Origin of the sequence: Algoriphagus ratkowskyi, assembly GCF_002150505.1 — a bacterium.
GTDB classification, from domain to species: Bacteria; Bacteroidota; Bacteroidia; order Cytophagales; family Cyclobacteriaceae; genus Algoriphagus; species Algoriphagus ratkowskyi.
Genome location: NZ_MSSV01000012.1, coordinates 28,542 through 54,636 on the forward strand (window position 1 = coordinate 28,542; position 26,095 = coordinate 54,636).

Sequence of the window (26,095 nt, forward strand, 5' to 3'; positions counted from 1 at the left end):
CATTACATAAAGAACGGAAACCATAACATCACCAATTTTCCAGAACCATTATCCATCTTCCTGCCTTACGTCTGTTTACATTTTTTAAATAGTTACTTTTGCGCCCTCGAAAGCATTTTATCATGGATAAGGAAATAAAATCAGACAACCCAGTGAAAATCACCCCAGAACAAATTGCACAGTGCATAGCTGTTCTTGAAGGATTGAATGCCGACACTGACCTGATTTTTGACATTCCGACAGAAAGTAGGACTGCGCTCCTAATGGCTGCTGGACAATTTTCCCGACCAAGCAAGGAAGAGCTTGCCGAGCGAAAAAAAGGAGCCAAAAAGATTCACAGAAAGAAGAAATCGGAAAAAGACAAGACTGCAAGAAAAACCACCGGCATTCGTTCCGCACGGGAAGCTTCGATTTTTATCGCACCAAGCATGTTGGCGTTGACAGGTAAGGAATCCGACGAAGCTATTCAGCTGGAATCGCCACGTGAATGCTATGTCTGCAAGGAATCCTTTGACAGATTGCATCATTTCTACGACACGATGTGTACAGGCTGTGGAGATTTCAATTATGCCAAGCGTTTTCAAACAGCAGATATGAAAGACCAAGTGGCATTAGTCACTGGGTCACGCCTAAAAATCGGCTATCACATCACACTCATGATGCTTCGCGCTGGAGCGACGGTAATAGCAACAACTAGATTCCCGGTGGATTCTGCTTTGCGATTTGCCAAGGAACCCGACTTCAATGAATGGGGTAATCGACTTCACGTCCATGGGTTGGATTTGAGACATATTCCAAGTGTGGAGATTTTTTGCAACTACATCGAGCAGAAATATGATCGCTTAGATGTACTCATAAATAACGCCGCTCAGACAGTTCGTCGCCCTTCTGGTTTCTATCAGCATCTGATAGAAAATGAGACATTGGCTTGGACTGATCTATCTTCTGCTTCGCAAAAAATGCTTTCCGATCATCACGCTTGTCTGCAGGAGATACGTATTCTCAGTCAGGAATTTGCCGAACGCGAAAATAAAAACCTACCTGTTTCCTGGCATGGAAAGCAACTCGGAATTGGCCTGACCTCTTCCGCTCAGCTTACTCAAATCCCTTACAGTATCGATGATTCTTTGAGTTCTGAAGAAATTTTTCCTATAGGAAAACTTGATGCTGATCTGCAGCAAGTGGACCTCAGAAAAACAAACAGTTGGAGATTGAAACTGGGTGAAATCCACACCAATGAGATGCTGGAGGTGCAACTGGTAAATTCTGTGGCGCCTTTTGTTCTTTGCAATCGCCTCGTGAACATCATGAAGAAAGACGACACGGGGAATAAGCATATCATCAATGTATCTGCGATGGAAGGAAAATTCCACCAGTTTCACAAAGAAGCGCGCCATCCACATACTAATATGGCAAAGGCCGCTCTCAACATGATGACGCTAACTTCTGCGGCTGATTTACATAAGTTTGGGATTTACACCAACGCCGTGGATACGGGTTGGGTGACGGATGAAGATCCTGCGGAATTAGCAAAGCGAAAGCAAGACTTGCATGATTTCCAACCGCCATTGGATATTGTCGATGGCGCTGCACGTGTGATGGATCCGCTATTTGACGGGATCAACACAGGAAAGCATTGGAACGGAAAATTCTTGAAGGATTATAAGCCGACTAGTTGGTAGATTTTAAGCGGTGAGTTAGTGCTTTATAATTCCCCTCAAAAGTGCAACCCTATTACTGCTATAGCAATAGAGAGTCGTAAATCTTAAAAGCTTTCTATTTAAAAGTGGTTCTTCTAACCTGTTTACTTTCTTGATTTTTTAAGGCTCTGTACCCTACTATCAAACAATAATGCCTTTCTAAAGTAGGCATTTCGGGCTGAAAAGGATAATTTTGCACCACTTACCAACTAATCCCCAGATATATGGCTGTTAATGATTTTATCCGTGACAATAAGGATCGCTTTTTAAATGAATTGCTGGATTTACTCAGAATTCCATCGGTCAGTGCTGACCCGAAATTTAAAGGTGATGTCATTTCGGCAGCCAATTTTGTAAAGGAGAGTTTGGAAAAAGCGGGAGCTGACGTAGTTGAAATCTGCGAAACTTCTGGCTATCCAATAGTCTATGGAGAGAAAATAATCGATCCTTCCCTTCAGACTGTTTTGGTCTATGGGCATTACGATGTACAGCCAGCCGATCCGTATGAGCTTTGGGATTCCCCTCCTTTTGAGCCTGTAATCAAAAAGACGAAAATCCACCCTGAAGGAGCAATTTTCGCACGTGGGTCTGCAGATGACAAAGGCCAGTTTTACATGTATGTGAAAGCTTTTGAAGCGATGATGGCTTCGGGTGATTTACCTTGCAATGTCAAGTTCATGATCGAAGGTGAAGAAGAAGTTGGTTCAAGCAACCTGGAGAAATTCGTCATCGAAAACAAAGAAAAATTAAAGGCTGATGTCATTTTGATTTCAGATACACATATGATTTCCATGCAAGATCCTTCCATCACTGTTGGACTTCGTGGCATGGCTTATATGGAAGTGGAAGTGACTGGATCCAATCGTGATCTTCACTCAGGTACTTACGGAGGGGCAGTTGCCAACCCGATCAATGTGCTTTGTGAGATGATCGCATCGATGAAAGATGAGAATGATCACATCACGATTCCTGGGTTTTATGACAAAGTGCAGGAGATCACAGCTGCCCAAAGAGCGCGTTTAAATGAAGCTCCTTTTGACCTAAATGAATACCAAGAGAAACTGGATATAGCAGATGTTCATGGTGAAAAAGGCTACACGACAATCGAACGAGTAGGCATACGCCCAACACTTGATGTGAATGGCATTTGGGGTGGGTATATTGGAGAAGGTGCCAAAACGGTTTTACCGTCCAAAGCTCAAGCGAAGATCTCGATGAGATTGGTGCCTGATCAGGATTGGCATGAGATATCAACTCTTTTCGAAAATTACTTCAAATCAATTGCCCCAAAATCTGTGAAGGTGAAAGTAAAAGCACATCATGGAGGAGCTCCGGCTGTGGTTTCAGATTCATCTGTTGGATATAAAGCTGCTGAAGCTGCTATGGAGGAGACATTTGGGAAAAGACCAATTCCTACACGAGAAGGTGGATCTATTCCTATCGTTGCTTTGTTCCAGAAAGAATTGGGTTCTGATCCGATTTTATTCGGTTTTGGATTGGATACGGATGCCTTGCATTCACCTAATGAGCATTATGGAGTCAAGAATTACTTTATGGGTATCGAAACCATTGCTGCTTTCTTCCGTCAGTTTAGAAAGCTTACAGAGAAATAGTAGTTGGTTTGGTAAAGATCAATAATTCTCTTGCCTTAAAAACATTGCTCATCAGGACCGAAGACAGGTGACCGAAGTAGCGAATTCGCTAGCCTTATCCATAATTTAAGACGATTTTGGTATCCTCCTTCAAAACCGAAATTCCTTAAAAAGTAAATTACAATCAACCTTTCCTTCATGAATAAAGCCATCGGAAAATCAGGACATTTAGTGCTTTTAGTGCTGTTTTTCTTTAGTTCTTTTGCGCAAGCACAGATCATAAAACCGCCTAAATGGACAATTTCTATAGATTCGGAAACGCTCAAAGTAGGCGAAGAGGCTAAGATTGTCTTCGAAGCTGAAATTCCTGCGGGGTGGTATATTTATGCTAATGATTTTGATCCAAATCTTGGCCCTTTACTTACAACTCTTATTCTAGATCCCTCTGAAAACTTTCAGCTGAAAGGGGATCTAAAAGCGATTGATGTAAAAACTAAGTACGAGGATGTTTGGGAAGGAAATGTCAAATACTTTATTCAAAAAGGAAGGTTTGAGCAGACGTTTATTCCAAAAGCTACAAGCGGGACAATCTCTGGATCCTTAGAGTATCAAATGTGCTCTGATTTGACTGGTCAGTGTATAAATTTTGATCAAGATGTAGAACTCACTTTCAAAGCGGTAGGAACTGTAGAAAATAATCCTGCATTAACTACCTCCACCGATACAGGAACTACCAATAAAGAACCGGAAGTTGATTCTCCTTTCGGGATAGAAGAAGATCAGGGTGAGCAGGAAGTCGCTTCCAGCACAACATCCTTTGAGATTGTTCCTCTTCACGAGAATGAATCACTATGGGGATTTATGGTCTTGGCATTTCTGGCTGGTTTAGCTGCCTTGCTGACGCCTTGTGTATTTCCTATGATTCCTATGACGGTAAGTTTCTTCACTGGACGAGCAGGAAGCAAAGCTACTGGAATCAGAAATGCAATAGTTTACGGATTTTCAATCATCGCGATTTATACAATTGCAGGTACTGCAGTAGCAGCTATTCAAGGCCCGGAATTCGCCAATTGGTTAGCTACGCATTGGCTTCCAAATCTATTTTTCTTCGGTATATTCATTTTCTTTGCGCTGGCATTTCTTGGCATGTTCGAGATCACTTTGCCTTCAGGATTGGTGAATAAAGTGGATGAGAAAGCTGAGCAAGGTGGTATGATGGGGATCTTCTTCATGGCTTTTACCTTGGTACTGGTATCCTTTTCATGTACAGGTCCTATCGTAGGTTCTATCCTGATATCCTCCGCAGGTGGAGAATTGATAAAGCCAATCTTGGGGATGTTTGCTTTTTCACTAGCCTTCGCTATTCCGTTTACCTTGTTTGCAATTTTCCCAGAATGGATGAATCGACTTCCAAAATCTGGTGGCTGGCTAAATTCTGTGAAGGTGGTTTTGGGTTTCTTAGAACTCGCTTTGGCATTCAAATTCTTATCCATAGCAGATCAAGTGTATCATTGGGGAATCCTCGATCGTGATATTTTCTTGATTATCTGGATCGTGATATTCAGTGGATTGGGACTTTATCTTTTGGGGAAAATTCGTCTGCCACACGATTCGCCTATGGACAGTATTGGAGTTCCAAGGTTGCTTTCAGCATTGTTTGTATTCATGTTCGTTCTGTATATGATTCCAGGATTATTTGGCGCTCCGCTCAAATACCTAAGTGGCTATCTTCCCCCTATGTCCACACAGCAATTTAAATTAACTGGGGGGCAAAACATAGTTGAGGCTAGTGAGAATATTCTGGGCGAGTCTGTGAAATACGCAGATATCCCGCTGGAGATTCCTCATGGGATTCAAGGTTTCTTCGACTACGAGCAAGCGATGCGAGCTGCCAAGAAAGCAAACAAACCACTTCTAATAGACTTCACAGGACATGGCTGTGTGAATTGCCGTAAAATGGAAGAGAATGTATGGGTTGATCCTCAGGTATTAAAAAGATTAAGAGAAGACTTCGTGATGGTTGCGCTTTATATCGATGAGCGATTGGAGCTTCCCGAAAACGATTGGTACACTTCGGAATATGACGGGAAAGTCAAAAAAACGCTAGGGAAGCAAAATGCGGATTTCCAGATCACACGCTTTCAAAATAATGCGCAACCCTACTATGTGATCGTGGATCATAAGGAGAATCTCCTTGCTCAGCCTAAGGGTTACGATACCAATATTCAGACATTTATCGAGTATTTAGACGGAGCGAAACGTGAGTTTGAGGCTAGGGATTAATCCTCTTTAAACTTATAAGTCAGCAATCTAGGATTGACAGTCATCTGCACCCAACCCCAATTGTTGGTATTCTCAGAAGTAATTCCACCCTTCACGGCACTCATGCTCTCAGTCGCAAACATCTGAGAATATCCAGCTGCTAGCTTTACATATTTTCCAAGAGATGTACCATAGACTAAGTCTAGCTCAGTGCCTAGATTTTGACTTAGATCATTTGCCATTTCAGCATTTGCATAAAACAAATGAGCGTTTAAGCCCAAAGTAGATTTTTCACCTGTAGCCAAGGAAATCTTTCCATAGAGATCATTCAAGCCTACATTATTCGCGTGATTACCTACGTAGAAATAATCCATGTATCCATTAAACTTGTGATTTGTGCCATATAGCGGGAAGAATGATTTATTCTTTTCCTCACCCACTTGATCGGTACCGCTCAAAGACTCAAAACCTGCGATCAAAGTCATTATTCCAGTCTTGTACTTTGCTTCTACCATATACTGATAGCCACTAAGGTCTGTGGCCGCATTTGCTTTTCCTGTCTGCAAATATGCCGAACCAGTAATAGCTAGCACAGAAAGAGGAAATGTAAAATATGCACCGGTTGTTTGACGATAATAAAGACCATCCGTTACTGGAATAAGATCATTGGTGTATTTCTGAATGCCATTGTTTAGGAATAGAAAGCTGAAGGAGGCTTTGTCCCATGCTTGCGTCAAATGCGCCATCTGCATGGTTTTGTAAGAATAGCCACCTGAAATAGTGTAGTCTGTGCCTATAGAATTTTGCTTCTCTTGATTGTAAGCAAAAGCAAAATCCAACTTGAATTTATCTTTGGAATACTGAAGCATCGCAGCATCATGAAATCTACCTTGCATCGCCCAATCTACCTCTCCCAGGATTCGTTGATTATCATAGGAAATAGTTTGTCGCCCTAGCTTTAGAGCCAAATTCTCAGTGAATGAGTACCTAAACCAAGCCTGAAAGAGCGAAAAAGAATTATTGTTATCCGAAATAGTTAGCGTTTGCTCATCCCCCCAGGTGCTCACATCCTGGAAGCTGAAGTAAAGACTTAGCTTATCTTCAGTGTAGCCCATATTTAGACGCGTTCTCTGTGTGACAAATGCAGCAGGCTTTGCATCATCTGGAAAAAGACTTCCATATCCATGTCTATACTCAAAGCGTGGACGGAGATCTGCATCAAGTGTAAACTCCTGGGCTATAGTAGTTTTCAGCGACACTAATAAAATCACCATGAGAAATATAAACTTTTTCATAACTAAGAAAATTCAACGGTTTGAATGCCCAAATGTATATGTAAAAGACTATGGATCATGTGCTATTAGAATGATATAAATCAGGTTTAATCCTAAGTTTTGAGGATTTATTCACTAACTGATCTGCCTGTTTTACTAATGCACTTTTAATAATTGAAGCCCTAAAAATATATGCGTGGGCGTAGCTAATTCTACAGAAGTGAATATTCGCTCTCGAAACGGAATTTCAAGAGAAAATTGCTTCTTCAATCAGCTTTAAACTGGATGCAGAAAGAGGCAGTTTCAAAGCGGCTCTATGCCCCTTTTCAGACATTTTCCCCCACGTTTTTTTAAGGATATCAATTATTTTTGCAGGCTCATGTTTTGCAGAGAATTCTTCGAAATAGTATTCGAGAAATACGAGACAAATAACATCTTCCACAGTTTGCGTCTCAGGGTCAGTTTTGAGTTGTTTCTTTCTAATCAGGAATTTTGTTTTCTCGATCGTCTCCTTTTCGAAACCAGCTTCTACTAAAATTTCCTCCGCCTTATCAGCATGCATTATCTTTAATTCCTCTCTCCATTTAAGATACCCAACTCTATCCATTGGATAATTTGAACGTGGAATCTTCCAACGTCCAATATGCTGAGCTCTGATAGCTAGTTGCACAGCTTCAGAAGCTTCAGGATCGAATTGATGGAGTTTGTCGGTCATGCGGATGGAATACAGCAGTTCTTTTGCAATTTCTTTTCCAGCTACCAATTCTTTAATAGGATCTTCTGCATTGACCTGATCGATCAATGAAATTGCTTGATGAAATTTGTTCATGTATGGATATTGATTAATCTATGAATTCAATATATAAATTTCCCTCCCAAATTTGGAGTGTACAGTTTCCAATGCCGTAACCATTAAAAACATAAAAATCATGTTTCAAAGGTTTCATCTTGATTAGAAAGCAGGTCTTCACATCTATGGAAAATGAAGAATTTAAAATCTATTATGATTGTATTTTAAAACGATTTATGACAACCCTCCCTACTCGGCTTAGATCTTGACATTCAAACCAATAATAGGTATTTACTAAAATGGAAACCCGAAATTGACTTTAATCAAAAAAAGCATCCCAGTCTAGGATGCTTTCTTCTTTATTTATTATCAGGAATTAACCCACTCTCTCAGTCATAGAGAAGTAGAATGATCCTTCGATCGCTGCATTCTCATCTGAGTCAGAACCGTGCACTGCATTTGCTTCGATAGACTTAGCGAAGATCTTGCGGATGGTTCCTTCCGCTGCATCAGCAGGATTAGTAGCACCAATCAATTTTCTGAAATCTTCCACTGCGTTGTCCTTCTCCAATATCGCTGCGATGATAGGCCCAGAAGACATATATGCACATAGATCAGCGTAGAAAGGTCTAGCAGCGTGAACTTCGTAGAATTTACCAGCGATCGCTGGAGTCAATTGGGTAGCTTTCACGGCTACGATTTTGAAGCCTGCTTCTTCGATCATTTTCAAAATTGCTCCTGAGTTTCCTTCTGCAAAAGCATCAGGCTTGATCATGGTGAATGTTCTGTTAGTTGCCATCTTATTCGTTTTTCATTAGTTTAAATCGGGCGCAAAAATAGACTTTTTCACAGCATTCACCATAAAAAATTTTTCATTTATCAGTTACAGACTTCATTGTCAGCACCGTAGAAGAGTTGGGAATTGTAAATAAATTCCTGACCTTTGCGAACTACAAGAGCCAAAGAGCAGCTAAATGTATAAAATGGAAGCTTTAGCCTCATTTAAGAGAGAGATATCTTCACCAAAAAAAATATTCATCACCACTCACGTCAAGCCCGATGCCGATGCATTGGGTTCTTCATTGGGATTGGCTAACTACCTACTCAAGAAAGGACATGAAGTGACCGTGGTGACTCCAACGGATTACCCTTCATTTCTCAATTGGATGAAAGGCAATGATGCAGTATTGGATTTCAGCAATCCTACGCAGACAGAATTAGCCACCAAGAAGTTGAGTGAAGCGGACATAATCTTTTGTTTGGATTTTTCTTGCTTAAGCAGAGTGAACGAATTAGGTGAATTGATTCGCAAATCAACAGCATATACTGTCAACATAGATCATCATCAGGATCCAGAGGATTTTGCAGATTATCGAATATGGAGTACCGAAGCAGCAGCTACTTGTGAATTGGTCTATGAGCTCATCGTGCAACTAGGTGATGAATCACTTCTAGACAAAGACATAGCAGAATCTCTATATGCTGGCATCATGACAGATACGGGTGGCTTCAGACATCCAAATACGACAAAAAATGTGCACCTCGTGGTGGCAGAATTATTGGATTTGGGAGCTGATAGTTCACAAATAGCGAATTGGATCTACGATTCCAATTCTGTGAATAGATTGAAATTTATCGGTTTTGCAATCAGCCGACGCTTGGTGGTCCATGAAGATCTTCACATGGCGTATTTTGCGATTAGCAAAAAAGATCTTAAAAAATATCAAAGCCGCACTGGCGATACAGAAGGTTTAGTCAATTATGCCTTATCTTTGGACGGGATAAAACTGGCTGCCCTTTTTTCGGAACGCGAAGACGGTGTCAAAATTTCTTTTAGATCATCTAGTGAAGTAGCTGTCAACAAGTTTGCAGCGGATTATTTTGACGGAGGTGGACATAAAAATGCCTCAGGAGGTAAGTCCACTATGAGTCTAAAAGATACAGTAGAGCGATTTGAATCTTTGGTAGAAAAGCATCAGGAAGAATTATTCCGCGCTGTTCCCGCTACCGCGATTTGATTAGCTTGTAATCCCTCCCTATTACTTTGAAAAATCACTTATCCTTTATGAAAAATTCAAAAAGCCTTTTGGCGATCCTGGCTCTCTTAGTAGGAGCAATTACATTGACTTCATGTAAAAAAACTAAAGTCACTGATGTAGATGGTATCGAGTATACCTATGTAAAAGAAGGAAATGAAAAAGCCCCAAACGGGGAGTTCTTGCTTTACAATTTTGAGGTGTTGACTGAATCTGACTCAGTGCTTATCTCTACCTCAGATAATCCTTACCCAGGTTATATGCAAGCAAATGATTCCATGCCGGTAAAAAATGGAATGGATGAGATCTTTCTTAATTTGAGAAAAGGAGATAGTATAGCTTTCGAATCAACTGCAAAAATAATTTTTGGTGATAATTTACCTCCTTTCCTGAAAGAAGAAGACGTAATCAAAGTTAGATTGGGAGCTTTTGAAATCATGAATGAAGAAGCTATTCAAGCATATTTCGATAAAGTAATGGCTGCTGAAGAAGTGAAAAGATCTGAGAGAGCTGTAGAAATATTGGCTGAAGAGGACAAGACGATCCAAGAGTATATCAAGGAAAAGGGTCTTGATGCTAAGAAAACAGAAAGTGGACTATATTATGTGATTGAAGAAGAAGGAACTGGCGAGCCAGTGACTCCAGGTACTACAATGCACGTAAACTATGCTGGTTACCTTTTAAACGGTTCTTTATTTGACACTTCTATTGAAGCTGTGGCTAGAGCAAATAACGCATTTACTGAGGGTCGCCCTTATGAGCCGCTTCCAGTGTCTGTAGGTATGGGACAAGTAATCCCAGGATGGGACGAAGGTCTATTATTGTTGAAAAAAGGATCTAAGGGTAAGTTTATCATCCCTTCTCCACTAGGTTACGGTGAGAATGCAATGGGTGATAAAATCCCTGCGAATTCTGTACTTGTTTTCGACGTAGATGTAGCGGACGTACAGTAAATCTCGTACAGTAGATATATCTAGTTAATTAATACAAAACCAACTACAATGAAAATCAGAATATTTGCCCTATTGATCTTGATCGCAGGAACTTTCTCCTTTGTATCTTGCATCGACGATGAGGCAACTGACAGCTCTATTCTTACAAAAGATAAAGCAGCTATTGAAGAATATATTGCAACCAATACAGTAGTCAATGTAAAAGAATTTTATGACGAGATTACCGGCTTAAGGATAATTTGGCAGGAACTATCTGGCTCAGGTCAGGGCGTTACTGCAGGAGATACTTTGCAAGTAGATTACACTGGTAAATTGCTTTCCAATAAAATATTTGACACATCTATTGAACAAGTTGCAAAAGATGAAGGATTGTATACTTCTACCAGGAAATATACTCCACTCTCGTTTCCGGTAGGGTATAATTTTCTAATACCAGGGTTTGAATTCGGTGTTGGACAAATGGAACAAGGCGACAAAGCTACAGTTTACATCCCTTCTCAATTCGGTTACGGAAAACAAGGAAGTGGATCTATCCCTAGTAATGCGCCGATTATTTTCGAATTAGATCTTATTAAGGTTACTCAAGGACCACAACAGTAAAATGAGTATTTATAAATTAAGTATTTTCTCTCTCCTGATTCTGGTTATTGCTTTCAGCAGTTGCGATACCAAGAACCCCTATGATACAGGGCCTGCATACGATATTGAAGGGAATCTTGCGAAAGACAGCCTTCTAATTGCAGCCTACTTGAAAACCGCAGAGATTGATAGTCTATATCGTATTTACGATCCTAGCGGGGTAGTAATCATCGTTCAGAAAGAAGGTAGCGGCTCACGCCCAATTACGGGGAATGCAGTCTTTACTAGATACATTGGTTCCTTGATGAGTGATGGATCTGTATTCGACACAAATATCCAGCAGGTAGCAATTGATAATGGTCTCTTCGTGGAAGGAAAGAAATATGATCTCCTTAGTTTCTCTTTAGGTGCTGGAACAGTTATACAAGGCTGGGATATTGGATTTAGACGCTTACGCTCAGGCTCCAAAGCCCAGTTGATTATTCCTTCTACCTACGCATATAGAGATGCTGCAAATAATGACAGAATACCAGCAAACTCCATCTTGATATTCGAAGTGGATTTCAAGGGAATGGAATAAGTATAAGAGAGGGCTTCGGCTCTCTTTTTTTTTGCTTTTTTTTAACGTACAGGAAACAGAACCTTATAAAGGTTGTAAAGCTTTTTTTTAAGATTCACTTTGAAACAGGGGAAATTGGATTGCATTTTCAAGCAAAAGAATCATCAGTGCATACCTGAATTTCCAACAGCCTCAAGGCAAAAAAGACGATGAAATAGCTTTCTGCACTAAGCCACCCTATCAATTATTATTGTTGCTCTTATGCTGTATTTTTTTTCTACACTTATAACCTGAAGTAAAACAGGAATCATTGAACATCTTATTTGATGTCTAGCTTCTGGAAAAACTAATCAACTGCTAGATCTCTGCAAATTCCGATGGTAATTTGGAATTTGTGCCTGCCCTGATTATAAATCTAAAACAAAAAAAAGGAACCTATTACTAGGTTCCTTTTTGATTTCAGGCGTGTGAAATCTTACTTTCTCACTCTGATTTTTTCCTTGATACGTGCAGCTTTACCCTGACGTCCTCTTAGGTAGAATAGACGAGCTCTTCTTACTTTACCTTGTCTCAATAGTTCGATTTTCTCGAGCGCAGGAGAGATGATAGGGAAGATTCTTTCTACTCCGATACCGTTAGATATTTTTCTTACAGTGAAAGTCTCACCGTTAGAGTTAGGATTTCTACGCTGGATCACAGTTCCTTGGAACTGCTGGATTCGCTCCTTAGCACCTTCTTTGATACGTACGTGTACGTTGATGGTGTCTCCAGCTTTGAATGAAGGGAATTTAGCTCTTGCTTCGCTGTATTCCGCTTCTACTATTTTCATTAGTTCGCTCATAGCTTTATGTTTTTATGCTTTCGCTGTTTGCCAACGCGTGGCTTATTTAATTATTTCTTATACGATTCTGCATCGCTTACCCCAGCGTCTTTACTGACTAGCAAATCAGGTCTTCTTTCTTGGGTTCGGCGAACCGATGCTTCAAATCTCCACTCGTTTATCTTGGCTTCATGTCCTGACAGCAAAACTGCTGGTACTTTCATCCCCTCATATTCAGCGGGGCGAGTGTACACTGGCGGTGCTAGCAGTCCATCCTGGAAAGAGTCTGTCAATGCAGAGGTCTCATCATTCAATACTCCTGGGATCAGTCGAATCAGTGCATCAGCCACTACAGCTGCTGCCAATTCTCCGCCAGAAAGCACATAGTCACCAATACTGATTTCTTTGGTGATGAATCGCTCTCTTACCCGCTCATCCACTCCCTTATAATGACCACAAAGAATCAATAGGTTCTGACTGAGCGAAAGTGCATTTGCCATGGGTTGGTCGAATCGAGCTCCATCGGGCGTCATGTAGATGATCTCATCGTACGTTCGCTCCTTTTGAAGTGCTTCTATGCATCGAGCGATAGGCTCAATGGACATTACCATCCCGGCTCCCCCTCCAAAAGCGTAGTCATCGACCTGCTTCTGTTTGCTCGTTGAGTAATCCCGTAGGTTGATCACGCGAATACTGGCCAGTCCTTTGTCTTCCGCTCTTTTCAGAATGGAGTGTGCAAAAGGCCCTTCCAATAATCCCGGTACTACAGTGATGATATCAATGTGCATGGGTTAGTCTTCCAGATAAATTTCAAGTAAACCTTCGGGTAATTGGCAGTAAACTTTTTTAGCTGCCTTGTCCACACTTAGAATAATTCCGTCCTGCATAGGTATGAGAACTTCTTTTTCCTGATGAGTAACTCCGAGGAGATTTTGTGTCTCCAGATCATAGACGATCTGAACAGGTCCGATCAGGCCCTTGGTCTCGTCAAAGACCTCGAATCCGATCAATTCATGGAAGAAATACTGATCATCTTTCAGTTCAGGCAGTGCTGTAAGGGGAAGGTAAACTCCCAATCCAACCAAATCTTCTACCTCATCCAGCGAGTTCATATCTTCAAACTTCGCTAATGCTTTATTTCCAGGTTGGAGTACAAAGTGCTCCAGGAAAAACGGCACCAGCCGAGATCTTTGCTCTAAGAATACATGCTCAAGTGTCTCATAATCTTCAGGAAAATCGACATCAAGCACTAGCATTACTTCTCCACGAAGTCCATGAACTTTAGACACGTAGCCTAATTGAAAGCTTTGGTCTTTATTCATGGGGATTTATATTAAGCTTTTGCTTCGTCTTCGCCAGCTTCTGGAGCTTTTTCTTCAGCAGCAGGAGCTTTCGCCTCAGGTGCTTCTTTAGCAGCAGGAGCCTCAGCAACAGGAGCCTCTTCTACTACAGGTGCTTCAGCAACTGGTGCTTCTTCAACAGCAGGAGCCTCAGCAACAGGAGCTTCTTCAGCAGCAGGAGCCTCAGCAACAGGAGCTTCTTCAGCAGCAACAACTTCTTCTTCTACAGGAGCAGGAGCAGGATTGTTAGCAGCCTCAGCAGCAGCTAAAAGAGCTTTTTGCTCATCTTCTCTTGCTTTGATTGTGTCAAGTCTAGCTTGGTTCTTAGCAGTCTCAGCATCAAATGCTTTCTTACGCACATCCGCTTTAGCAGCAGAGATACCTTCAGCTTTACCAGCAATCTTTGTGTCTTTATCGTTCGACCATGCTTCGAATTTAGCATCTGCTACTTCTTGCGTAATCGCACCTTTCAAAACACCAATCTGAAGGTGTTTTTTCAGCATAACACCTCTGTAAGAAAGCATAGCTTTCACAGTGTCTGTTGGCTGAGCTCCGTTCAACAACCATTTAAGAGCGCGCTCATTGTTGATGTTGATAGAAGCAGGATTTGTGTTTGGATTGTAAGATCCGATCTTTTCGATGAAGCGTCCATCACGTGGAGCTCTTGCATCAGCTACAACCACGTCGTAGATAGCTAATTTCCTTCTACCTCTTCGTGCTAATCTGATTTTTACTGACATAAATTATAATATATTTAGTGAGTGGATGGAACCCGTCCATCCTAATTTTGGAGTGCAAATATAGTGTAAATACTTGTAAAGCTCTAAGTTGACTAGTTAATATTTGCCTAAAAGAAGGGTTTTGGGTTAACTTGCGAGAGATTTACTACAGGAGGACTTTTTTTTCAGTTCTGGCCCCATAGTTCAACGGATAGAATGAGCGTTTCCTAAACGCTAGATCCAAGTTCGATTCTTGGTGAGGCTACTTCATTGCGGATTTAATGAATAATATCCCAAAACTTCCAACATATGCTAAAAAATGAATATTTCATGTGGGGAAGGAATGATTATGCCAGGTAATTTCGCAGGCTCACCTTGGCCTTGACCAGATGGTTTTTGACTGTGTTTTTAGAAATCCTCAGATGCTCGGAGATCTCTTGGTAGGACATATTGTCAAAATAGGAAAGATGAATGACTTTTCTTCTTTGTTCAGAGAGTTGACAAATCCCCTCTTCCAATCTTTTAAAAAGTATTTCCTGTTCCTCATTGATGTCCACTGGAGTTTCTATTTTATTAGTGTAATATTCTTCTACTTTTTTTCGGTTGGAATTCAACTTATTAAAATAATCAATTACCTCATTTTTAGAAATGGTGAAAATGTAGGAATGCAAGCTCTTATTGCTATCCAAATGGGTTCGCTTTCTAAGGATTTTTAGGAAAACATTATGAATATTGCTTCTGATTCTTCAGCATCTTTAATAAGTGAGACTATGAAGCGTATCACATAAGGTTTGTAAAAGTTATAAAGCTCGTCTATAGCTTGTATGTCTCCGTTTTGGAAGTCGGTAAAAGTTTGATTATTCACTATTTTCATAATCTTCCAGATATCTTATTACCAAATTTTAAAAAAATTCATGTCCAATAGTGCCGTAAATCGCGAATTTGAATCCTCAATTTGCGTTTAATTGCCCATTGTTACCTATTTGTAATCAGAATGTTATGAGAAATTTAACTAATCGAAATAGTAGATTAATTAAAAAAAAATGATCCTTGCAGAGGTATTTTCTAGCAAGGATCATTTTAATAGAGGAGTTGATGAATTAGCTTATATGTATTTCCGCGATTGTTTCAATAATAGATTATCAGCTATTTACTATATAGTAACACTAGAATTTAGGCTACTTTGCTCACAGGTACAGCCGCAGTAAAATCTACTTAAAGCTATCAGATTGGGATCCTATTTGCAGAATCAAATATCATATAATATGATCCAGAATACTGTGATTTTTTCAATAGGATCAGCTTGAAGACTAATCTATAACTTCAAAATATCTACCCATCCAATATGGCAAGAGCCAAATGTCACCTGGGCTGTAAGCAGTTTTTCCATTTCCATTATTGTCCAAATCGAATCGATTACCATTATGCCTAGCTATTCTTGTTTCTGCTGGAGTAAGTACTGTTGGCGTGCTTTGTCTACGGAAATTTGGAGGTAAAATTTCTATGTCCTTTCTATGGCTATTTTTCACATTCCACTGGATCAAGTCAAGTGGATGTTTCTGCAGCCACCAGATCGATTCTCCTAAATCGAAAGACTCAGGCTGGACCAATGCGGTAGAAATATTCCAAAGACCATCCTTTTCAGGCCGTTCTGCCTCCCAGTGATCCAAAATACTTTTTTTGAAATCTGCTTTCAACTCGTCATTTAACGCATACTTGTACAATCCCCAATAGCCTAAAAAGTACATTTCATCATCTGAATGATTCCAAGATTCAGATAGCATTTGCGCATATGAATCACTATCACCACCGGACATTCCTATGATGGCCATCGGCCTCATCAAGTTTTCTAAATAGCCATAGTCATTCATTAATTCCAAAGCCTTTTGCTTATACTTTTCTTTTCCTGTGAAATGATAGGCCGTTTGAAGCATGCTGATACTATTGGAGGAATTGAGCTTTCTGTCGCCTACCGTAGTAGGAAAACTATTCACATAATCTGGATGCCATTTCCCCCAAAGGGTAGGCTTTCCATCAAAATCCACCAGATACATATCATTCTTTATAATATGCGACATTAGAGTATCAAGTAACTCAATTGATTTTTCCCTGACCCATTTATCCTTCACCACCTCTGCCAAGACTGAAAAAACGAAAACGTGACCAATCACCTCGTCACTACTAGTGGTGGTTTTCCAATCCCATTCAGGGTCTTCAGTTGGCTGCCATCTTTCTGGATCAGATAATATTTCTATATAGCCACTCCTTTCGAATGATCTGGAAGGGAAACCGGGAACTGGATTGATGGTGTAGAGTCTCTCCATAGCTAGGAGGGATTGGCGAACTTGGTCCAGAGCCTCTTGCTCTTCCGTGACTGCATAGCGAAAACCCTGTGAAGCTAAATACATAGATGTCCATAGCCCATCATTATCAGAGTCTTTAAGTCTTCCAGTTTCAATTTTGCCTGACTCTGCCAAAATCAATGATGCATTAAATCCATTACGGAGGTGGTTTTTACGCAGACTTTTCTCATAAAACTCAGCTTTTTCTGCTAAAGTCATTTCTTCCTGCATAATGATTCCCAGTCCATTATCAGTTAACATAGTCACACTATTATCTTGGATCTCCAAGTCGAAAACTCGCTCCCCTGGCAACCATCTTTCTAAATAGTAATATCGGATTTCATCATTGCCGTCAATTACAAATGCCCCTTGATCAGTTCCAAACCAAATGTCATCCCCTTTGGATTTAATGGTATTAATAGTCAAAGCAGGTAATTCGTCTATTATAGGCGACTTAACTTTAGTAATGATATCATAGGTGAAATAGCCAATGGAAGTCCCTACAATTAATTGTTTTTTGGATAAGAAAAAATCAAGAGCCGTCATACCGGGATGAGAAAACTCTTCTTTAATTTCTTGATTTTTAGGATTAAATGAAAAAACTTTCTCTGCTGTCAGCATATAAAACAGCCCTCCGTTTGAATCAAACTTAATGGAAACGATATTTCCCGGGATTTGAATAGCAGGAGAATTGCCTTGTTTATTCTTGAGATATTGGATGGTTTTACCCTCAGCGATTAGAAAATCAAAGTTTTCTCCACCTTCGAATATATCTGGCTGACCAAGGTCATGTTTAATATATAAGCTTCCTGCCCATGCATTGCTAAATAAAGCTTGGTCATCTAAATATACTATCTGCTCCTTATAGCTTGAAATAGCTGAAATGTTCTTGTCTTTCATAGGGAGGTAGCTTTGATCTGCTACTAAAGTGCCCCAATCTTGGAAATGTCCGCTGCTTGGCCGAAGGAGTTGGTTGTTGTTCAATATCTGTACAACTCCATTTTCGTCCGCTGCCAAACTGAATTCTGAAAGGTTGTGAAGCGGAGTGGAATAAATAATGGCATATTCCTGTGTAAAATGTACGTCTTGATGTACCTCTCTGCTTACTGATTGTGCAGATGCATCATAGATAAAAATTGAAAATATGAAGATCGAAATCTGAATGAGTTTTATTTTCATGTTTTAGTGGATTTGTCGAGGATCCAATAATCTGTATTGAATAGTTTTGCCCTCTGAGAGATGTTTAGAATAAGTGATATGAACAAACCCTTTCGAATCCTGAATCATAGCAGGGTAGGAAAATCTACTTTTGTTATCGGATTGAAATTCAAGGTAAACAGGCTTGGCCCAAGTGCTTCCCTCGTCGTCTGAAATCCAAAGAGCCAATTGATACCGGCCATCGTACAGATCATTGCCCACCATCCACCAACGCCCATCTTCTAACTCCAAGATTTCAACACTAGCTGTATTAGGAAATTCTGTTTTTTTGGACAAACTCCAGCTTTGACCCTGATCAGTGGAAAGGCTTTTATGGATTTTGGGGGGAGCATCACCTGAGTCTCGTAGCATTGCGATAATATCGCCATTTGCTTTCTGGACCAATGCTGGTTGAATAGGTCCTTTCCCCACTAATGGTAGGCTAGGCATCCAAGTTTCACCCTGATCATCAGATATCGCCATCATAGAAAAATTATATCCGTCAGAATATAAAGGAAGGATGATCTTTTGATCGATTATCAAGGGCTTAATTCTTGTCATCCAACCAATACTCCGTTTTTTAGAATCATGGGAAGCGTCGATTATCATATCTTTATATCGTGGAGCATACTCTGCCCAGCCTAAACCTGAATCGGCAAGCTCAGAAAATTTCCTTTCTACTTCTTCCGCAAATTCTTCACCTGGCTTAAGAAGGATATTGTCCTGCCATGTCCATTTCGGGGCTGATTCTTTGGTGAAATCAGTGCTTCTTTTAACTCTGAGAATGGACTGTTCCCAGCTATTTGCCATAACCGCGATCCACACCAAAAAGAGCTCATTATTTTGATTTAAAAACAACACAGGGTTACAATCGGGTATTCCTGGGGTGTCGGCCATTAAGAAGGGTTTGGTCCAATGATCTTGTCCTTGTTTTTTTCTCGCTCCCATGATTCTGACATCATCTGCTTCCCTTTCACCCGACCCTTGGAACCAGGCAGTAAGCAAGTCTCCATTCGGGAGATATACAATACTACTACCATGTGCATGCTGCTCCTGAATTGGGAAAATGGATTCGTCTAGAATGGTAAGAGCTTTGTTTTCCTGTGCCAAAAGGATTGGTGGAAGCAATGCAACAGCAAATAAGAATGAAAGTAAAAATCGGAGCATATACTTAAAGTGTAAAAGTGGAATTAGTGATAGCTTGGGAAATTCGTTTTTAAACCAAATCCTGTGGTTATATTATACAAAAGGTACAATTGTATTTTATATGAGGACTACTTGGTGAGTTTGGTTGATTTACTTATGTTACCTTTTGAATTTCAAAATGGACTATTGTTATTTAATATTTATTTTGGCTGAACAAACAGTTAAAACTTCTTTTTTTACATGTTTTAAGGAATCTTAAAATTTTAAAATCAAAAAAATCAAAACATGAAAATCAGCAAATCGATTACGAAGAAGCAAAATGGACTGCTGTATTTAATTATTTTGATATTTTTCGTTATTTCCCTGATGTCCAATATTCTTGGTCCAATCATACCAGGAATCATAGATAGTTTTTCCTTAAGCTACATGCTAGCTGGGTTTTTACCCTTTTCTTTTTTTGTAGCCTATGGCTTGATGTCCCTTCCTGCTGGACTTTTTGTCGAGCGATGGAAAGAAAAAAACACGCTGTTGTTAGCATTTAGTTTGGCAGCTCTCGGTGCGTTGATGTTTGGGTTCAACCCTCGATTTGGCTCTTCCTTGGTATCGCTCTTTATTATTGGGATGGGAATGGCAATTCTCCAAGTGGTGATCAATCCTCTTTTGAGAGTGGCTGGAGGTAAAGAACACTTTGCATTTAACTCGGTATTGGGGCAGCTAGCATTTGGAACTGCCTCTTTTCTCAGTCCTATGCTCTATACTTACTTAGATCGAAATCTCTATTCCTCCACTGCGCCTTCTTGGATTAAGATGTTAGAGAATTGGGTTCCAGCTGACATGAAATGGGTTTCTGTATATTTTGTCTTTGCTGTAGTGGCCTGTTTAATGCTCTTACTGATCGGATTTTCTCGCTTTCCCAAAGTAGATCTAAAAGATGATGAAAAGGTGGATATAGGCAAAGACCTCCTGAGTCTCTTGCGTAAAAAAATGGTTTGGATTTATTTCTTCGGAATCTTTTCCTATGTCGGTCTGGAACAAGGAATTGCCAATTGGGTTAGCCAGTTTTTGCAGGAGTATCATGGAGTGGACCCAGCAACAGGTGGAGCTCAGGTTATATCCTACTTCTGGGGGTTATTGACATTGGGCTGTCTTCTAGGTTTACTTTTACTTAAGTTTTTGGACAGTAAATTAGTATTGATTGTATTTGCCGCAGGCGCAGTCGTCTCTCTTTTGACAGGATTACTCGCTGAAGGGTCTCTTGTATTATATGCGTTTTCATTTTCCGGCTTTTGTCTTTCAGTAATGTGGTCAATCCTCATTTCCTTGGCTTTAAATTCACTTGATTTCTCACATGGCACGTTCACTGGTATTTTATGCTCAGGCATAGTAGGAGGAGCTGTAGTGCCCTTGATTATAGGAGCGTTGGCGGATATAGTAACTCTTCAGACGGCTATGTTTTTTCTATTTGTTCCGTTATGCTATATTATTTATATAGGTTTTTGGGCAAAACCATTAGTTTCCAATGCCCGAGTAAAGAGCGTAAAAGAATTATTCAACTGATAACATGTATCGAGTAATTTTATTATTGGATTTTGCTGAAGATTATAGCAAAGACCTGCTTAAAGGAATTAGCAACTATTCAAGTCAGCACGGACATTGGACATTCTGTAGAATGCCACTTTATTACCGTGAGATGATGGGTGTAAAAGGAATTTTGAAATGGGCAAAAGAATGGAAGGCTGACGGAATAATTGGGCAGCTATATAATGAGATGGAGAAAGGCTTTGAAGCTGGAGATATTCCGGTAATAGCACAGGATTTCAAAGAGAGATTCCAGAATATTCCAAATATTACCGGAGACTACAAGAGCACAGGTATCATGGGGGCTGAGTATTTTTTAAAAAAAGGCTATTACAATTTTGCTTTTTATGGTTTCAATAACATTGTTTGGTCGCGGGAGCGTGCCAAAGGCTTTGAGTTTGCCATCCAAAATGCTGGATACAATGTTAATTATTTTGAGCATAAAAAAGCAAGGTCCATTGATATCTGGCATTACAAAAGCAAGTCACTTTATAAGTGGCTCAAAAGTCTACCAAAACCAGTCGCCTTGATGGCATGCGATGATAACCAGGGTATGCATATCATTGAAGTTTGTAATCACAATAATATTAGAGTGCCGCAGGATGTGGCTGTATTGGGAGTGGATAATGATGTGATGCTCTGTGAGCTTTCTGACCCTGGCTTATCGAGCATTGAGCTAAGTATCGTGCGGGGTGGTTATGAAACAGCAAGGTTACTGGCAGAAATGATCCGTGAAGGCAGCAGAGCTTGCAGAAATATCATGGTTTTACCTGAAAAAGTTATCACACGCTCATCTACTGATATGTATGCCTCCTCTGACGAATATGTGGCGGAAGCATTGGCTTTCATTCATAAACATTTGGATAAGAACATCTTGGTAGATCAGGTGGTCAATGAAGTCCCTCTTTCTAGGCGAGTTTTGGAAAAGAGGTTTGTAAGCGTGACTAGCCTTCCCATTTATAAGTATATTACCAAAGTTCGAATGGAAAAGTTTGCGCTAAAACTCCTCAGTTCTGATCAAACTATCTTTGAAATTGCGCTTGATTTAGGATTTCCGGATAGCAAAAATGTATCAAGACTATTTAAGCAAGTAACTGGTTTTGCTCCCAATGAATATAGGCTACGATTTGGCTCTCAAACAAAAGACATAAATCGATAAATTTTTTATACTAACATTACTTGAGCCACTAGCTAAATCAAATTGATTTGGCTGTCCGATCTACTCTGTGTCAGCAGATGTATAGACTAAAGCTGGGGAGAGCGCAGCCTCACTGTACTTTCCCCTCTCCTATTGCCTGATTTAATCCGAAGGCTGAATCTATCGAAGCCAATTGGGGAGGTAAATATTTCAAGAAATCAGGATCCGATCTTATTTATTACGTGCACTACAACTTTTTTAAGTAGTTCTAAAAGGCAAATTCCCTCTTCTCACCCTCTTCTGATAGCCGCAAGTCAAATTTTTAGATTTTTCAGTCAGGCCTCTATTAAGAAATTGAGTACAGCTATCCTTTTGATTTAACCTATTGGTAACAAGGAGCTAGTAGTCTCATTTTTGTGATACGGGGTATTATAGATGAAGTGTGGATTTATGGAAAATATCAATTTTAAAGAATTACTTGAAAAATTGTCGAAAGGTGAAATAACTAAATCAGAGTTATTCATTTTTCTGCAAACTCTTGATGAGAATTCGGGATCGAATGAAGTAGATGAAGCTTTCAAAGAGTATTTCGACGCAATAGTATCCAGTGATCTAAATGACAAAAAAAACAATGCAAAATAAATTTCAAACCCTATACTAAATTAAATGCTTATGAGACATTTTTCCAAATATGTAATTCCCAAGATTCTCTGGCAAATGCTAGTGCTGGTGGGAATAACTGTCCTCCCACTTGCGAGTGCATTTGGAGGAAGCATGTATTCCTATGAGCTGCGGAATACAATTCAAGTGCAGACGGTAAGTGGTGAAATAACTTCCAGTGTCGATGGACTTCCATTGCCAGGAGTAACTATTTTAGAGAAAGGAACCAGCAATGGGACTGTCACAGAAATTGATGGGACTTATACCCTTGAGGTGGCTGGCCCTGCTTCAATTTTGGTTTTTTCATATGTCGGTTTTGTATCTCAAGAGGTGACATTAAGAAACCAGTCAGTGATTAATATCACTATGGACGAAACTGCATCTGATATGTCAGAGGTGGTTGTGACAGCCCTTGGGATCAAAAGAGACCAAAGATCTCTGGGCTATGATGTTGCTTCAGTCTCAGGTGATGAGCTCACTGAGGTTTCTCAGGAAAATGTCTTGAGCTCTTTATCTGGGAGAATACCTGGGGTTACTATTAGTCAAACTAGTGGGCCAGGTTCTTCCATGAGCATGGTAATAAGAGGAGCTACTTCCTTGACGACGGACAACCAGCCTCTTTTTGTAGTAGATGGTGTACCAATGTCCAATTCTCTTAATAATATCAGTCAAAATGGCGATGGCAATCAGGTAGATTATGGTAATGCGATCTCAGATATAAATCCTGATGATATCGAAAGTATCTCTGTACTGAAAGGTCCAAGTGCTGCTGCTCTCTATGGCACAAGAGCAGGGAATGGCGTAGTTATAATTACTACTAAATCTGGAAAAGCTGGGGATAACTTAGGAGTTTCATTTTCTACAAGTAATGTATTTGAAAGACCTACCCGATTGCTAGATTTCCATTACAAGTACGCCAACGGAAATAGAGAAGGAGTTTTTAATCAAGGATCAGCCTATTGGGGAGGTCCTCAACTGAATGCTAATAATTTGGCTATTCAATGGGATAGTCCTTTGGATGAAAACGGAAAACAAATTCCTACTGAATTGCTAGCATATCCTAATGCAATGAAGGACTTCATGCAGACGGGAGTGACCTCTACAAATAATCTTGCTATTGACGGTGGAAATGATAAGTCCACTTTTCGGATTTCGTATTCTAATATGATTCATCAGGGTATGATCCCTAATTCTGATTTATTCAGAAATAGCTACTCTACCTCATTGACCCATAAAATCACAGATAAACTAACATTCACTTCCGACCTCAATTACACCAATAGTAAATCTAATGATCGGCCGAGTACAGGTGATAGAAGAGCAAATCCACTTGAGGCAGTATATACATCTCCTTATGTAGATTATGAGAAAATGCGTGACATCTGGGTTCCAGGCCAGGAAGGGGTACAGCAAATCCGAACCACTGCTGGTGACAACCCATATTTCATAGCCTATGGAATGGAAAATGGTTTCGTTAGAGATAGGATCTATGGTAATGTAGCCTTGGACTATAAGGTTTCTGAAGCGCTGAACTTTCGTGTGAGATATTTATTGGATAGGTCTGATGAGAATCAGGAGACAAAGATCCCTTATAGTTACAGCAGAATGGCACGAGGAGGATATTATGTGACTGATATTTTAAGACAAGAATCCAATGCTGATTTTTTGGCTTCCTGGAATAAAAAATTCGGAAAGCTTGATGTTAATACCTCTGTTGGAGGAAATATCATGAATCAGTTTGGAAAAAGCACTAGTGTAGGAGTAGGTGGTGATAGAAACAATGGCTTGGTTATTCCGGGTATTTATAATGTGCAAAACATCCCTGCAAACAACAGATCAGTAAACAATTCTTACTATGAGAAAGGGATTTACTCTATCTATGGACTAGCATCCTTTGGCTATGCAAATCAACTATACTTGGATTTGACAGCTAGAAACGATTGGTCTTCTACCTTGCCTAAAGATAATCGCTCCTACTTCTATCCATCTGCATCTTTGAGCTGGTTGGTAAACTATACTTTCAATATGCCTGAATCTATAGATTTGTTGAAATTTAGGTTTGGTTATGCACAAGTAGGAAATGATACTGGGCCATATAATTTGTTACCAAACTTAGGATCTGGAGTCTATAACTCGATCAATACTGCAAGTATGCCTTCTGGGCTTTTGAATCCTGACCTGAAACCTGAGCAAGCGACTTCCTATGAAGGTGGCATTGATTTGAAGATGTTCGGTAACAAACTCCGTTTTACGGGCACCCTTTACCAGATAGATAATAGGAATCAAATTTTCTCTGTGAATCTACCTTCGTCATCTGGCTATTCAGGTCGTCTGATTAATGCAGGCTTGATGCGAAGTACAGGAGTTGAACTGTCTCTTGGAGCTACAGTCTTGAGTAAAAAAGATATTACTTGGGATGTAGATCTTAATTGGTCTAGAAACAGAACTACCGTGGTGGAACTAGCTGATGGATTGGATAGAATCACTCTTTGGTCTGAAAACGGTGGAGGAGCGATCACCTTTATCGGTGAACAAATTGGTGACATGTATAGTAGAGGATTTGTGGCAGTAGAGGATCCTAGTTCCCCTTATTACAAATGGCCAGTACTGGATAATAATGGAGAATGGCAAGAGCTTTCGCATACAGAAAATCTTAGAAAAGTCGGGAATTTCAATCCTGATTTCCAATTGGGTCTACAGACTTCATTGAATATTAAGAGGTTTGTGATCAGTGCTAGTTTTGATTGGAGACAAGGTGGGGAGTTTATGTCATTTACCTATAGATATGGTGAGTCTGATTGGAAATCCCAAAGGCAGCTGGATAATATGACTCCAGGTGGACTTTTATCCACAGACCAATTAATTGCGCTATTGAAATCTGATCCAGATCGATACATTATTCCTGGACCTGGAAATTTCCCTAGAGTAGGAGGGCACACTTCAGCTACAGGTGGATTTCCTGTCGACAAAAATGGAAATGACGGAGCATTTATCCCGGGAGTTATTCTAGTGTCTGGTGGTGATACACCAAACGACTTAAGCGATGACGTATATACTGAACATTTAGGCGGGACAGGAACCAACATATACCCAATCACAAATACCTATCCGTGGGGATTCAATGAGCAGGTAACTTTTGATGCTTCATTTATCAAATTGAGAGAGTTAAGTGTTGGGTACCGACTCCCTAATTTTGGGAAATTCAGAAATGCTACATTATCGATTTATACTAGAAATCTGATGGTCTGGACTAAGGCTGATATTGGGATTGATCCTGAAAGAGCCTTCTGGGCAAGTGGGGAAAATCAAGGAAATACTTCCTCCCAATTCAGACAGGGCATTGAGCGACAAAATGTGTTGCCATGGAGTTTTCCTTTGGGCTTTAAGTTGAATTTTAACCTTTAATTTCA

Annotated in this window: 22 protein-coding genes and 1 tRNA gene; 12 read left to right on the forward strand and 11 right to left on the reverse strand. The window is 40.0% G+C overall.

The window, feature by feature from the left end; translation table 11 throughout:
• Positions 1-122 precede the first annotated feature (122 nt).
• From BVH02_RS13625 to BVH02_RS13635, 3 genes are all read left to right on the forward strand, one after another.
• On the forward strand, positions 123-1,682 hold the full coding sequence (locus BVH02_RS13625) for an SDR family NAD(P)-dependent oxidoreductase (protein ID WP_086502012.1): 1,560 nt from the start codon (positions 123-125) through the stop codon (positions 1,680-1,682).
• A gap of 242 nt (positions 1,683-1,924) precedes the next feature.
• Positions 1,925-3,313 carry a dipeptidase gene (locus BVH02_RS13630; protein WP_086502013.1) on the forward strand — a complete coding sequence of 463 codons (1,389 nt, stop codon included), beginning with the start codon at positions 1,925-1,927 and terminating at the stop codon, positions 3,311-3,313.
• A 177-nt stretch (positions 3,314-3,490) separates the two neighbouring features.
• The gene (locus BVH02_RS13635; protein WP_086502014.1) at positions 3,491-5,575 is read left to right on the forward strand and encodes a protein-disulfide reductase DsbD family protein; all 2,085 of its coding nucleotides are present in this window, start codon (positions 3,491-3,493) and stop codon (positions 5,573-5,575) included.
• Here BVH02_RS13635 and BVH02_RS13640 read toward each other — a convergent pair.
• The 3 genes from BVH02_RS13640 to BVH02_RS13650 form a co-directional block, all read right to left on the reverse strand.
• Positions 5,572-6,849 carry an alginate export family protein gene (locus tag BVH02_RS13640; protein ID WP_086502015.1) on the reverse strand — a complete coding sequence of 426 codons (1,278 nt, stop codon included), beginning with the start codon at positions 6,847-6,849 and terminating at the stop codon, positions 5,572-5,574. The two genes, BVH02_RS13635 and BVH02_RS13640, sit on opposite strands and share 4 nt — an antisense overlap.
• 226 nt (positions 6,850-7,075) lie before the next feature.
• The gene (locus BVH02_RS13645; protein ID WP_086502016.1) at positions 7,076-7,657 is read right to left on the reverse strand and encodes a DUF4202 domain-containing protein; all 582 of its coding nucleotides are present in this window, start codon (positions 7,655-7,657) and stop codon (positions 7,076-7,078) included.
• Positions 7,658-7,994: 337 nt separating this feature from the next.
• Entirely contained in the window at positions 7,995-8,417 is a 423-nt protein-coding gene (locus tag BVH02_RS13650) for a nucleoside-diphosphate kinase (protein ID WP_086502017.1), read from the reverse strand.
• A 184-nt stretch (positions 8,418-8,601) separates the two neighbouring features.
• Between BVH02_RS13650 and BVH02_RS13655 the strand changes: the two genes are divergently transcribed.
• The 4 genes from BVH02_RS13655 to BVH02_RS13670 are packed head-to-tail and all read left to right on the forward strand — an operon-like array spanning position 8,602 to position 11,766.
• Positions 8,602-9,636, forward strand: coding sequence for a DHH family phosphoesterase (locus tag BVH02_RS13655; protein WP_086502086.1), 1,035 nt, complete (start codon positions 8,602-8,604; stop codon positions 9,634-9,636).
• Positions 9,637-9,683: 47 nt separating this feature from the next.
• Positions 9,684-10,607, forward strand: coding sequence for an FKBP-type peptidyl-prolyl cis-trans isomerase (locus tag BVH02_RS13660; RefSeq protein ID WP_086502018.1), 924 nt, complete (start codon positions 9,684-9,686; stop codon positions 10,605-10,607).
• Positions 10,608-10,655: 48 nt separating this feature from the next.
• Positions 10,656-11,207 (forward strand): FKBP-type peptidyl-prolyl cis-trans isomerase, encoded by a 552-nt coding sequence (locus tag BVH02_RS13665; protein ID WP_086502019.1) that lies wholly within the window; start codon positions 10,656-10,658, stop codon positions 11,205-11,207.
• 1 nt (position 11,208) lies between these two features.
• Positions 11,209-11,766, forward strand: coding sequence for an FKBP-type peptidyl-prolyl cis-trans isomerase (locus BVH02_RS13670; protein WP_086502020.1), 558 nt, complete (start codon positions 11,209-11,211; stop codon positions 11,764-11,766).
• Positions 11,767-12,220: 454 nt separating this feature from the next.
• Here the strand turns inward: BVH02_RS13670 and rplS are convergent, their stop codons facing one another.
• Genes rplS through BVH02_RS13690 form a run of 4 tightly spaced genes read right to left on the reverse strand, consistent with a single transcriptional unit; the run spans position 12,221 to position 14,645 of the window.
• Positions 12,221-12,586, reverse strand: coding sequence for a 50S ribosomal protein L19 (gene rplS / locus BVH02_RS13675; protein WP_086502021.1), 366 nt, complete (start codon positions 12,584-12,586; stop codon positions 12,221-12,223).
• A gap of 50 nt (positions 12,587-12,636) precedes the next feature.
• On the reverse strand, positions 12,637-13,353 hold the full coding sequence (trmD, locus tag BVH02_RS13680) for a tRNA (guanosine(37)-N1)-methyltransferase TrmD (protein WP_086502022.1): 717 nt from the start codon (positions 13,351-13,353) through the stop codon (positions 12,637-12,639).
• Positions 13,354-13,356: 3 nt separating this feature from the next.
• Complete coding sequence (gene rimM / locus BVH02_RS13685; RefSeq protein ID WP_086502023.1) at positions 13,357-13,887, reverse strand: ribosome maturation factor RimM; 531 nt, start codon at positions 13,885-13,887, stop codon at positions 13,357-13,359.
• 11 nt (positions 13,888-13,898) lie between these two features.
• A complete protein-coding gene (locus BVH02_RS13690) occupies positions 13,899-14,645 on the reverse strand; it encodes a 30S ribosomal protein S16 (RefSeq protein ID WP_086502024.1) in 747 nt (248 codons plus the stop codon).
• A gap of 172 nt (positions 14,646-14,817) precedes the next feature.
• On the opposite strand from BVH02_RS13690, the gene BVH02_RS13695 reads away from it, so the two are divergent.
• A tRNA-Arg gene (locus BVH02_RS13695) sits at positions 14,818-14,889 on the forward strand.
• Between the two features lie 82 nt (positions 14,890-14,971).
• Here BVH02_RS13695 and BVH02_RS13700 read toward each other — a convergent pair.
• The 4 genes from BVH02_RS13700 to BVH02_RS13710 form a co-directional block, all read right to left on the reverse strand.
• A complete protein-coding gene (locus BVH02_RS13700; RefSeq protein ID WP_240507433.1) occupies positions 14,972-15,313 on the reverse strand; it encodes an RNA polymerase sigma factor in 342 nt (113 codons plus the stop codon).
• Positions 15,314-15,336: 23 nt separating this feature from the next.
• A complete protein-coding gene (locus BVH02_RS21430; RefSeq protein ID WP_158093895.1) occupies positions 15,337-15,498 on the reverse strand; it encodes an RNA polymerase sigma factor in 162 nt (53 codons plus the stop codon).
• A 436-nt stretch (positions 15,499-15,934) separates the two neighbouring features.
• On the reverse strand, positions 15,935-18,145 hold the full coding sequence (locus BVH02_RS13705; RefSeq protein WP_086502026.1) for a ligand-binding sensor domain-containing protein: 2,211 nt from the start codon (positions 18,143-18,145) through the stop codon (positions 15,935-15,937).
• A 3-nt stretch (positions 18,146-18,148) separates the two neighbouring features.
• Positions 18,149-19,330: a sialidase family protein gene (locus tag BVH02_RS13710; RefSeq protein WP_086502027.1), complete on the reverse strand. Its 1,182-nt coding sequence runs from the start codon at positions 19,328-19,330 to the stop codon at positions 18,149-18,151.
• A gap of 264 nt (positions 19,331-19,594) precedes the next feature.
• Here BVH02_RS13710 and BVH02_RS13715 point away from each other — a divergent pair, with 264 nt between their 5' ends.
• The 4 genes from BVH02_RS13715 to BVH02_RS13730 all read left to right on the forward strand — a co-directional run bounded on the left by BVH02_RS13715 (position 19,595) and on the right by BVH02_RS13730 (position 26,090).
• On the forward strand, positions 19,595-20,866 hold the full coding sequence (locus tag BVH02_RS13715) for an MFS transporter (RefSeq protein WP_086502028.1): 1,272 nt from the start codon (positions 19,595-19,597) through the stop codon (positions 20,864-20,866).
• 4 nt (positions 20,867-20,870) lie between these two features.
• Positions 20,871-22,046, forward strand: coding sequence for an AraC family transcriptional regulator (locus tag BVH02_RS13720; RefSeq protein WP_086502029.1), 1,176 nt, complete (start codon positions 20,871-20,873; stop codon positions 22,044-22,046).
• Positions 22,047-22,475: 429 nt separating this feature from the next.
• The gene (locus BVH02_RS13725; RefSeq protein ID WP_086502030.1) at positions 22,476-22,667 is read left to right on the forward strand and encodes a hypothetical protein; all 192 of its coding nucleotides are present in this window, start codon (positions 22,476-22,478) and stop codon (positions 22,665-22,667) included.
• A 30-nt stretch (positions 22,668-22,697) separates the two neighbouring features.
• On the forward strand, positions 22,698-26,090 hold the full coding sequence (locus tag BVH02_RS13730) for a SusC/RagA family TonB-linked outer membrane protein (protein WP_223271869.1): 3,393 nt from the start codon (positions 22,698-22,700) through the stop codon (positions 26,088-26,090).
• Positions 26,091-26,095 lie beyond the last annotated feature (5 nt).

What these genes read in the sequence shown, in the direction of transcription:
- BVH02_RS13655 (WP_086502086.1), top strand. Translation starts at nt 8,602, where the DNA reads ATGGAAGCTTTAGCCTCATTTAAGAGAGAGATATCTTCACCAAAAAAA.
- BVH02_RS21430 (WP_158093895.1), bottom strand. Translation starts at nt 15,498, where the DNA reads ATGAAAATAGTGAATAATCAAACTTTTACCGACTTCCAAAACGGAGAC.
- BVH02_RS13630 (WP_086502013.1), top strand. Translation starts at nt 1,925, where the DNA reads ATGGCTGTTAATGATTTTATCCGTGACAATAAGGATCGCTTTTTAAAT.
- BVH02_RS13640 (WP_086502015.1), bottom strand. Translation starts at nt 6,849, where the DNA reads ATGAAAAAGTTTATATTTCTCATGGTGATTTTATTAGTGTCGCTGAAA.
- BVH02_RS13710 (WP_086502027.1), bottom strand. Translation starts at nt 19,330, where the DNA reads ATGCTCCGATTTTTACTTTCATTCTTATTTGCTGTTGCATTGCTTCCA.
- BVH02_RS13720 (WP_086502029.1), top strand. Translation starts at nt 20,871, where the DNA reads ATGTATCGAGTAATTTTATTATTGGATTTTGCTGAAGATTATAGCAAA.
- BVH02_RS13690 (WP_086502024.1), bottom strand. Translation starts at nt 14,645, where the DNA reads ATGTCAGTAAAAATCAGATTAGCACGAAGAGGTAGAAGGAAATTAGCT.
- BVH02_RS13670 (WP_086502020.1), top strand. Translation starts at nt 11,209, where the DNA reads ATGAGTATTTATAAATTAAGTATTTTCTCTCTCCTGATTCTGGTTATT.
- rimM (WP_086502023.1), bottom strand. Translation starts at nt 13,887, where the DNA reads ATGAATAAAGACCAAAGCTTTCAATTAGGCTACGTGTCTAAAGTTCAT.
- BVH02_RS13660 (WP_086502018.1), top strand. Translation starts at nt 9,684, where the DNA reads ATGAAAAATTCAAAAAGCCTTTTGGCGATCCTGGCTCTCTTAGTAGGA.
- BVH02_RS13705 (WP_086502026.1), bottom strand. Translation starts at nt 18,145, where the DNA reads ATGAAAATAAAACTCATTCAGATTTCGATCTTCATATTTTCAATTTTT.
- rplS (WP_086502021.1), bottom strand. Translation starts at nt 12,586, where the DNA reads ATGAGCGAACTAATGAAAATAGTAGAAGCGGAATACAGCGAAGCAAGA.
- trmD (WP_086502022.1), bottom strand. Translation starts at nt 13,353, where the DNA reads ATGCACATTGATATCATCACTGTAGTACCGGGATTATTGGAAGGGCCT.
- BVH02_RS13625 (WP_086502012.1), top strand. Translation starts at nt 123, where the DNA reads ATGGATAAGGAAATAAAATCAGACAACCCAGTGAAAATCACCCCAGAA.
- BVH02_RS13645 (WP_086502016.1), bottom strand. Translation starts at nt 7,657, where the DNA reads ATGAACAAATTTCATCAAGCAATTTCATTGATCGATCAGGTCAATGCA.
- BVH02_RS13725 (WP_086502030.1), top strand. Translation starts at nt 22,476, where the DNA reads ATGGAAAATATCAATTTTAAAGAATTACTTGAAAAATTGTCGAAAGGT.
- BVH02_RS13715 (WP_086502028.1), top strand. Translation starts at nt 19,595, where the DNA reads ATGAAAATCAGCAAATCGATTACGAAGAAGCAAAATGGACTGCTGTAT.
- BVH02_RS13635 (WP_086502014.1), top strand. Translation starts at nt 3,491, where the DNA reads ATGAATAAAGCCATCGGAAAATCAGGACATTTAGTGCTTTTAGTGCTG.
- BVH02_RS13650 (WP_086502017.1), bottom strand. Translation starts at nt 8,417, where the DNA reads ATGGCAACTAACAGAACATTCACCATGATCAAGCCTGATGCTTTTGCA.
- BVH02_RS13665 (WP_086502019.1), top strand. Translation starts at nt 10,656, where the DNA reads ATGAAAATCAGAATATTTGCCCTATTGATCTTGATCGCAGGAACTTTC.
- BVH02_RS13730 (WP_223271869.1), top strand. Translation starts at nt 22,698, where the DNA reads ATGAGACATTTTTCCAAATATGTAATTCCCAAGATTCTCTGGCAAATG.